We start from the raw sequence: 2,856 nt of genomic DNA, 5'->3' as shown, positions 1-2,856 counted from the left end.
CCTTTCCGGGGACGAGGAGAACATGCTCAGCATGCGGCGGGTGACGGCGAAGCCGCCGAAGATGTTCACACTCGTCAGCAGGATCGCCACGAAGGAGAGCACGGTGACCGTCGCGCTCCCGTGCCCGATCTGGAGCAGGGCGCCGATCACCACGATCCCGGAGATCGCGTTGGTGACCGACATCAGCGGGGTGTGCAGGGCGTGGTGGACCTTGCCGATCACGTAGTAACCGATGACCACGGCGAGTGCGAACACCGTGAAGTTCTGGGCCAGTTGGGTCGGGGCGAAAGCGATCAGCAGGAACAGCGCGAGCATCCCGGCGCCGATCAGGCCGAACCGGGCCGCCGGGGTGAGTCGGGGTCGCGCCGGTTCCACGGCCGCGGGCGCGGCGGGCGTCGCGGCGGGTGCGGGCGCGGCCGACACGGCGACCGGCGGTGGCGGCCAGGTGACCTCGCCCGCCCGGACCACGGTCACCGCCCGCTGGACCACGTCCTCGAAGTCCAGCACCGGCTGCCCGTCCTTGCCCGGGGTCAGCAGCTTCAACAGGTTGACCAGGTTGGTGCCGAACAACTGCGAGGCCTGGGCGGGCAGCCTGGCCGCGAGGTCGGTGTAGCCGATCAGCGTGACGCCGTTGTCGGTGACCACCGTCCGGCCCGCGACCGTGCCCTCGACGTTGCCGCCCTGGGCGGCGGCCATGTCGACGACGACGCTGCCCGGCCTCATCGCCGCCACGTCCGCCGCGGTGAGCAGCCGGGGGGCCGGCCGGCCGGGGATCAGCGCCGTGGTGATGACGATGTCCACGTCCTGGGCCTGCTCGTGGTAGAGCGCGGCCGCGGCCCGGTCGTAGTCGGCCGAAGTGGCCTTCGCGTAGCCGTCGGTGCTCACCTCCTGCGCGGCCTGCACCGGCAGGTACTCCCCGCCGAGGGACTTCACCTGGTCGGCGACCTCAGGCCGGGGGTCGGTCGCCCGGACGATCGCGCCCAGGCTGGAGGCGGCGCCGATCGCGGCGAGCCCGGCCACACCGGCGCCGGCCACCAGGACCTTCGCCGGCGGGACCTTGCCCGCCGCCGTCACCTGGCCGGTGAAGAAGCGGCCGAACACGTGCGCCGCCTCGATCACCGCCCGGTACCCGGCGATGTTGGCCATCGAGCTGAGCACGTCCATCGACTGCGCGCGGGAGATCCGCGGCACCGCGTCCAGCGCGAGCGCGGTGACCGGGCGCGCCGACAGCGTCTCCAGCAGATCGGGCCGCTGCGCCGGGGCGAGCAGGCCGATCAGGGTCGCGCCGTCGCGCAGCCGGGCGACCTCGGCGGTCGACGGCGCGTTGACCTTCAGTACGACGTCGGCCGCCCAGGCGTCCCCGACGCCCGCTCCGGCGGCGGTGTAGGCCTCGTCGGTGAACCCGGAGGCGGTACCGGCCCCGGACTCGACCACGACCTCGTAGCCGAGGGCGAGGATCCCCCGCACCGTGGACGGTGTCGCGGCGACCCGGGTCTCCCCGGCGGTCGACTCGGCGACCACACCGATGCGCCGCGGGGGGTGGTGCGTGGCGTCCTGTGCAGACATCACTCGTGCCTCTCTCCTGGGAGGAGCCAATGACGGCGGGATCCGCGTCCGGGGGAGCGTCGCTCCCCTTGGAGGCAGGAACCTACCCGCCCGGACCCGCCGGGGCACCGGGGCGAGGCCGTGACGTGCTTCACCGATTCACCGGGCGGCGGGTCCGCTGCGGCGCCCGGGACACCAGGGAGTGGCGGGTCGGGCTCAGAGGGCTCAGAACCCCTGGGCGCGGGCTCCGTCGCGCAGCAGGGCGAAGGCGGCGGCGGTCTCGGCGACGGCCTGCGGGCCCGCCTCGGCGATGTCCTGCCCGTCGGCCAGCCTGGCCCAGGCGGTGCGGGCGAGCACCTGGCGGACGGCCACGTACTGGGCGGCGAACAGCCGGGCCGTGATGCCGCCCGCCGGGTCCAGCGCCTCGGCGAGCGCGTCCGCGTCGGCGTCGACGTAGTCCAGGAGCTGGGCGGACAGTTCCGGGGTCTCGTAGACCAGCCGGAGGAAGGCCAGCACCTCGGGATCGTCGGTCAGTCCGGTCTGGGGCTCGTGGGCGGCCAGCCCGGCGAGGTGGTGGCGCTCCAGGGCGTCCAGCGGGGTGAGTCCGGCGGCGCGGTCGCGCACCACCCGGCCGGCCTCGCCGAGGTGGTCGGCGAAGCGGTGCAGGACCAGCTCCTCCTTGGTGGCGAAGTACCGGAACAGGGTGGGCTTGGAGACCTCGGCGGCGGCGGCGATCTCGGCCACCGAGACCTGTGCGAAGCCCCGGTCGAGGAAGAGGGCGATGGCGACATCGGCGATGGTCTGCCGGGTGCGCTGCTTCTTGAGGGTCCGCAGACCCGGTTCTGGTTCGCTCGGACTCATGCCAAGGATCATAACCCGGATAAATTCGTTACTGGGTTGCGTTCGTTACTGAGTTGCTGTTTCATGGAGCCATCGACGAGTCATCGACCACCGGAAGGTACGGACACACACATGACGAACGTGGTGATCGTGGGAGCGGGGCCGACCGGACTGACGCTGGCCTGCGGGCTGGCCCGGCAGGGCGTGGCGGTACGGGTCCTGGAGCGGGCCACCGCCCACGCCGAAGGCTCCCGCGGCAAGACGCTCAACCCCCGCAGCCTGGAGATCCTGGCGGACCTGGGCATCGCCGAGGAGCTGGCCGCGGTGGGCCGCACCCACCTGCCGTTCCGCAAGTACTTCGAGGGTGCCTTCGTCAACGAGACCGAGCCGTTCGCCGGCGCCCGGCCCAGCGCCACCACCCCCTACGCGGCCAGCCGCTGGCTGCAGCAGCCGCAACTGGAGGCGCTGCTG

At 72.9% G+C, this 2,856-nt stretch carries 3 protein-coding genes; 1 reads left to right on the top strand and 2 read right to left on the bottom strand.

What is annotated here, in order from left to right; all coding sequences use genetic code 11:
- Positions 1-1,566: Re/Si-specific NAD(P)(+) transhydrogenase subunit alpha (locus VR45_RS33315; RefSeq protein ID WP_063772586.1), on the bottom strand; the 1,566-nt coding region annotated here is incomplete at its 3' end.
- 204 nt (positions 1,567-1,770) lie between these two features.
- Positions 1,771-2,406 carry a TetR family transcriptional regulator gene (locus VR45_RS33310; RefSeq protein WP_045943632.1) on the bottom strand — a complete coding sequence of 212 codons (636 nt, stop codon included), beginning with the start codon at positions 2,404-2,406 and terminating at the stop codon, positions 1,771-1,773.
- 111 nt (positions 2,407-2,517) lie between these two features.
- On the opposite strand from VR45_RS33310, the gene VR45_RS33305 reads away from it, so the two are divergent.
- Positions 2,518-2,856, top strand: a 339-nt coding sequence (locus VR45_RS33305) for an FAD-dependent monooxygenase (RefSeq protein ID WP_045943631.1), incomplete at its 3' end; no start/stop codon positions are given.

Origin of the sequence: Streptomyces sp. NRRL S-495, from assembly GCF_000966955.1 — a bacterium.
Lineage (GTDB): Bacteria > Actinomycetota > Actinomycetes > Streptomycetales > Streptomycetaceae > Kitasatospora > Kitasatospora purpeofusca.
The sequence above is the reverse complement of the archived record's forward strand: the minus strand, read 5'-3'. Positions and strand labels throughout refer to the sequence as shown.

What these genes read in the sequence shown, in the direction of transcription:
- VR45_RS33310 (WP_045943632.1), bottom strand. Translation starts at nt 2,406, where the DNA reads ATGAGTCCGAGCGAACCAGAACCGGGTCTGCGGACCCTCAAGAAGCAG.